Below are 6131 nucleotides of genomic sequence, written 5' to 3'. Positions count from 1 at the left end.
GGCTGGCGGGCCTGGCCCGCCAGCGTGCCGCCCGACGATCTGCATGTGGCCCTGCTGGTGGGCCGGGTGGGCGCTGGCGTCGCGCCCGGCACCGATGTGCGCCTGGACGGCGTGCGGGTCGGATCGGTCACCGCCATCGATGCCGCCGGTGGCGGTCGGCAGCGAATCACCCTGGATCTCAACGGCTCTCAGTTGTTCGGTCTGACCGATGCGGTGGCGCTGGATTACGCGCCCGGGAACCTGTTCGGGATCAGCTCGGTCGAATTGCGTTCGGGTACCGGCGGTTCGGCACTCGCCGATGGCGTGACCGTGGATCTCACCGGCGATTCCGGCCGGGTCCGCGACGCCACCCTGGCCACGCTGCTGAAGTCGACCGGCACCCTCACCGATCGGGTGCTGACCCCCGAACTGGTGGAGTTGTTGCGCCGGTTCGCCCATGATGTCGACGGTTTCATTCCCCTGTTGCAGGCCGTCGGCACGACCGCCCGTTCGTTCGCCGAAACCCAGCAGCTGCCACCGTCATTGCTGTTCGACCGGTACGGGTCGGCGCTGACCGGACTGCCGCCCATGCTGACCGGCGGGCTGGCGGTGCTGTGGGCGTCCTACGCCAACGCGCATCTGAAGACCGATGAGCAGGTGCAGCGCTACGGCGAGATGTTCGATCGGATTCGTGGTGATCTGCTGCCGGTGGCCACCGCCATGCTGGGTACCTCACAGCAGTATTTCCAGGGGCTGATGCCCATGGGCAGCGTGATCCTGGATCGGATCGCCGCCTCGGTCAGCACGCCTGAGCGCTCATCCCAGCAGCTCACCGACCTGCTCACCCGGCTGGGCGCGGCCTTCCACGACAGCCCGGACGGGCCGGTGCTCGACACGTCGGTGCAGCTGGTTCCCGCACTGGCGCAACCGCTTTCGGCCCAACTCGGCCAGACCACGCAGGAGGTCCCGCGATGAGAACTCCCGCTCTGCTCCTGCGCGTCGGCACCGCCGTCGTGGTCATGACGGTGGTGCTGATCGGCGTGTTCCGCGTGGTCGAGCGCCCGGTCAGCGGCCGGACGGACACCTACACAGCGCTTTTCACCGACGCGAACGGCGTCCGCGCGGGCGACGATGTGCGTCTGTACGGGGTGCAGGTCGGCAAGGTCGAGAAGGTGGGACTGTCGGGCAGCCTGGCCCGGGTGCGGTTCACCGTGAGCCGCGACCATCCGGTCTTCGCGAACACGAAGATCGCGGTGCGCTTCCAGAACCTCACCGGCTTCCGCTATCTGGATCTCCAGCAGCCCGACCAGCCCGCAGGCCGCCGGGCGCCCGCGAACACCTTCACCACCGCGGAAACCGTGCCCGCCTTCGACATCACGACGCTGTTCAAGGGTCTGCAACCGGTGCTGGCACAGATGGAACCCGATGACCTCAACCAGTTCGCGACCTCCGTGCTGGCGGTCATCCAGGGCGACGGCACCGGTCTCGGTCCGGCGCTGGGCGGTATCGAGAAGCTCAGCCATTACGCCACCGATCGGCAGGCGGTGCTGTCGACGCTGGTCGCGAATCTGTCGCAGATCTCCGAGCATATGGGCGGCAAGTCGGGCAATGCCATCAAGCTGCTCACGAATATGACGGACCTGTTCGTCACCATCAGTGACAAGCTGCCCGGGCTGATCCAGTTCTCCGCCACCATTCCGCCGGTGCTGCAACCGCTTCGGGACCTGCTCACCGTGCTCGGTGTCACCGGGGCCCGCGACCGCGACCTGGACACCGTCCTGAAGCAGGCGTTCCCGGATCCGCAGCAGGCGGTGGCGGTGTTCGGTCACTTGCCGGGGCTTATCCAGGCCATGACCGCCGCGGTGCCGCAGACCGGTCCCGACGCCACACTCACCTGTTCGCACGGCCCGGCCACCGCGCCCGAGCCGCTGCGCCTGCTCATCGCCGGACAGAGGATCACGCTGTGCCAGAACTGAGACTGCGATGGCCGGACCTGACATGGCGGCGGCGCACCGGACCCCGTGAACCACGTGACGACATCCGCTGGGGCATAGCCGGATTGGCCGTCGTCGTGCTGCTCGTCATTGCGATCGGCGCGGTGTACGCCACCGGCACCACCCCCGAGCACACCTACCGCGCCGACCTCGCGCAGGCGGGCACCATCCGCACCGGCGACGATGTGCGCGTCGCGGGGATCCCGGTGGGCAAGGTGAAATCCCTGACCCTGCTGGCGGATCGGGTGCGCATGGAGTTCAGCGTCGACGCCGACACCGTCGTCGGCGATCAGAGCACCCTGGACGTGCGCATGCTGACCGTGGTCGGCGGGTACTACCTGGCGCTGTCCCCCGCGGGCACGAAACCGCTGGGCGACACGGTGATTCCGCAGGAGCGGGTGCTGCTGCCCTACAGCCTCACCCGCGCCTTCCAGGACGCCGTCGATCCGGTCGCCAAGATCGACGGCGGGGTGCTGCGCCAGGACATGGCGGCGGTGTCCCAATCGGTCAGCGGCAGTCCGGATTCGGTGCGCGCGGCCCTGCACGCGGCCGGTGACCTGGTCGGCATCCTGGACAAACAGAACGCCGACATCTCGCGCACCCTGACCATGGCCGACGAGTATCTCTCGGCCCTGAACGCGAATTCCGATGTGCTGGCCCGGCTGATGAACACCTTCGGCACGCTCGAGGAGCTGATTCGCGACAACAAGGTGGTGGTGTCGCAGGCGCTGCGCGATCTCGCGGCCGTGGCCACCGATTTCACGCCGCTGGGCCGGGCCTGGGACAACGGCTTGAAGGATCGCGCGCAGCCGTTGGCCGACGCGATCCCGAAGCTGAGCGAGCTCGGCGATCGGCTGGGCGCGCTGCTGGATTCGGTGCGCGGCCTGGAGCAACGTCTGCAACCGCTGCTCCCGGCGGGCGGCGGCGTCAGCGTCGATCAGTCGGGCGGGACCGTACCGGTCGCGTCGATCTGCGTCCCCGTGCCCGGAGGAGGGTGCTGATGTTGAAACGAGTACTGGGCTCGCGCGGGTTCATGTCGATCACGGTGGTGCTCGCGCTGGTGCTGGCGGCCGGGATCGGTTGGCGCCTGAGCAAACCCGAGCCGCCGACGCGCGGCTACTGCGCGGAGATGCCCGACACCATCGGGCTTTATCAGGGCAGCGCCGTCGCGATTCTCGGCATTCCGGTCGGCCGGGTCACCGAGATCAGTCCGCACGGGGCCACCGCCCTCGTGAAGTTCACCGTCCGCGCCGACCGCAAACTGCCGCCGGATGTCGGCGCGGTGACCGTGAGCGACACCCTCGTCTCCGACCGCACCCTCACGCTGATCGGGGCCGAACCCACCGGGGCGGCCTGGGATCCGGGCACCTGCATCACCAAAACCCTGACGCCCAAGAGTCTTTCGCAGACCTTCGCCGCACTGACCGGACTGGTCGACGGCCTGAATGGCGACGCCGGTCAGCGCACGGCCCTCGCGAACGGCCTCGACTCGCTGGATGCCGCGACCACCGGCACCGGCGACGAGATCAACGGCCTCATCCAGCAGCTGTCCAAGGCGCTCGCCTCCCCCGACGCCGCCATCGGCCATCTCGGGCGACTACTCGACGCGCTCACCGAGCTCGCCCACCGCGCCCGCAACGGCTGGCCGCACATGCAGGAGGTGACCGTCGGTCTGCCGCAGGCGTTCACCGATATCGTCAACCTGGCCTTCCCGCCCATCATCGACCTGGTGGCGGCGCTGACCAATGTGCTGCCGCAGGCCAATGACGCCATCATGATGCTGGCCGCGCCCGCGCTGAAGCGGCTCGACACCGCGAACCTCGCGCGGCTGATCGCTTCGGGGGTGGGGTCGCTGACCCAGGTGATCGGGATGGCCCCGGCGGTCGCGACCGGTTTCGCCACCGCGCTCGACCCCGGCACCGGGCAGTTCACGCTCGGTTACGCGGCACCGAAACTGGCGCTCGCACAGTCTGATTCGGATCGACTTTGTGCGGCCGTGCAGACGCTCACCGGGACGGGCTGTCAGGCGAATGGCGGGGTGGTCACGGTACCCGCGGTCCCCGCGCTGCTGGCGGCGGTGAGCGCGCGATGAGGACTTGGCGTCGAGCCGGAGTGCACGTAATCACCTGTATCACACTGCTTTTCGCTGTCAGCGCCTGCGATATGCAGCCCGCCGACATCCCCGTTCCCGGTTCGGGGGTCTCCGGACCCACATACACCCTGCGCATCGAGTTCGCCGATGTGCTCAACCTGCCACAGGGCGCGAAGGTGCTCGCCGACGGCGTGCGGGTGGGTCAGCTGACCCATGTCACCCTGGTGGACGCGGTGCCCGCGAACGGTGACCGTCCCGCGAAGGCCGGGTACGCCATCGCCGATATCGACGTGCGCACCTCGGTGCGGCTGCCGGTCGGCACCACCGCCGAACTGCGGCAGGACACCCCACTCGGCGATGTCCACATCGCGCTGTCCGAGCCCGCGAATTCCGGTGCGGCACAATTGCGGCCGGGCGCGACCATCCCGCTCGCCGATACCACCCGCTCACCCTCGATCGAGGATGTGCTGGCCGGGCTGTCGACGTTCATCGGCAGCGGCGCGGTCGCCGACTTCCAGGACATCGTGCGCAAGATGAACGGGGTGATGCCGCGCGATGCGGCCGATACCGCGCGCATCGCCGGGGTGCTGGGGGCCGACTTCACCGACCTGGGTGACCATCTCGCCTCGGTCGATGCCCTGCTGGACGGTTTGCAGGCCACCGTGAACGACGGGGTGACCAAGAACGAGCCCATGCTCGATGGCCTGCTCACCCCCTACGGCGTGCAGCACACCACCGATGCCATCAATGCCGAGATCGGCGTCATCTTCGTGCTCACCGCGCTCGGGCCGCTGGGTCCGTCCGCGGCCTGGCTCGGTCCGCTGGTCGGATCGCTGGACGGCGCGGCGAAGGCGGTGGTGCCGATGCTGTTCGGCGGCCATCCGCTCGACAGTGATTCGCCGTCGAACATGAAGCTGCTCACCGATCTCATTCAGAACAAGCTGATTCCGTTCGCCGAACGCGGACCCAAGGTGAACCTGGTCGGGGTGAGCGTCGAGGGGCTCTCGGCGGGCGACCGCACCGACCGCATCGTCGACACCCTGCGCATGATCGGAGCGGTGCGATGAATACCCGTACCCTGCTGTCGTTCTCGGCCATCGCGGCGGTGCTGCTGCTGGGCGTCGCCTATATGACCGTCGGCGTCCTGCATCTCGATCCGCGGCGCGGCTGGTTCACCACCGAACTGCGCCTGGACAATTCGGGTGGACTCGGGGTGAATTCGCCGATCCTGTTGACCGGCATCCAGATCGGCCGCACCGTGGCCGTCGACAAGCAGGCGCACGGGGTACGGGTGCGGCTGCGCATCGACGACCGGTACCGCGTCCCGGTCGCCAGCGAGGTGCGCATCGAACAGCTCTCGGCGCTCGGCGAGCCCTATCTGGAATTCGCGCCACCGTCGGCGGCGGGGCCGTATCTGGCCGACGGCCAGGTCATCTCAGCCGAGCGGGTGCATGCGCCGACGACCGTCACCGATCTCGCGGCGCGCGTGGTGGATCTGCTGAACCAACTGCATCCGGAGTCGATCGGCCACCTGGTCGCCACCTTCGACCGGGCGCTGGCCGGGACCGACGACGCCGTGGCGGTGCTGCAGCGGTCCACCGATCTGCTGGCCGCCACCCTGCTCAGCCGCACCGCCGCCATCCGGCAACTGTTCACCGATCTCCAGGCGATGGGCGGGAATATGGAGTGGCTCGGCCCCTCCCTCGCGGCCGCGGGGCCGCAGCTCGGCCAGTTCGGCGTCACGCTCAACGACATCGTCGCCAATGGCGCGGCACTGGCCGAAAGCCGGCCGGTGGAGTCGTATTTCACCGGCGACGGCATGGTCCCGTTCCTGAAGTCCCTCGACACGCTGATCGCGCAGATCGGGCCCGGACTGACCCCGCTGGGACCGGCCCTCGACCCGGTGGTGCGGGACGCGGTGGGACGCACCCCCGCCCTCGACATCAGCGCCCTCATCGACCAGGCCCTGCGCGGCGTCGGCGACGACGGCGCGGTGCACTTCCGGGTCGGCCTCAAATAGCCACGACCCCAGCCTCTTCGGCGAAAGGACAGCAATGACCACGACC

6 protein-coding genes are annotated in these 6131 nt (G+C 68.8%); all 6 read left to right on the top strand.

Annotated elements, in window-relative coordinates:
- On the top strand, positions 1–954 hold a 954-nt coding region (locus ACWELQ_RS35190), incomplete at its 5' end, for an MlaD family protein (RefSeq protein WP_452401336.1).
- Positions 951–1955, top strand: coding sequence for an MlaD family protein (locus ACWELQ_RS35185; protein ID WP_452401335.1), 1005 nt, complete (start codon positions 951–953; stop codon positions 1953–1955). The genes ACWELQ_RS35190 and ACWELQ_RS35185, both read left to right, overlap by 4 nt.
- On the top strand, positions 1943–2974 hold the full coding sequence (locus ACWELQ_RS35180; RefSeq protein WP_452401334.1) for an MlaD family protein: 1032 nt from the start codon (positions 1943–1945) through the stop codon (positions 2972–2974). The genes ACWELQ_RS35185 and ACWELQ_RS35180 overlap by 13 nt, the downstream gene beginning before the upstream one ends.
- The gene (locus tag ACWELQ_RS35175) at positions 2974–4065 is read left to right on the top strand and encodes an MlaD family protein (RefSeq protein WP_452401333.1); all 1092 of its coding nucleotides are present in this window, start codon (positions 2974–2976) and stop codon (positions 4063–4065) included. The genes ACWELQ_RS35180 and ACWELQ_RS35175 overlap by 1 nt, the downstream gene beginning before the upstream one ends.
- Positions 4066–4136: 71 nt before the next feature.
- On the top strand, positions 4137–5132 hold the full coding sequence (locus tag ACWELQ_RS35170; protein WP_452401332.1) for an MlaD family protein: 996 nt from the start codon (positions 4137–4139) through the stop codon (positions 5130–5132).
- Entirely contained in the window at positions 5129–6085 is a 957-nt protein-coding gene (locus tag ACWELQ_RS35165; protein ID WP_452401331.1) for an MlaD family protein, read from the top strand. Before ACWELQ_RS35170 ends, ACWELQ_RS35165 begins: the two co-directional genes overlap by 4 nt.
- Positions 6086–6131 lie beyond the last annotated feature (46 nt).

This window comes from Nocardia sp. NPDC004722 (genome assembly GCF_053601505.1).
The sequence above is the reverse complement of the archived record's forward strand: the minus strand, read 5'-3'. Positions and strand labels throughout refer to the sequence as shown.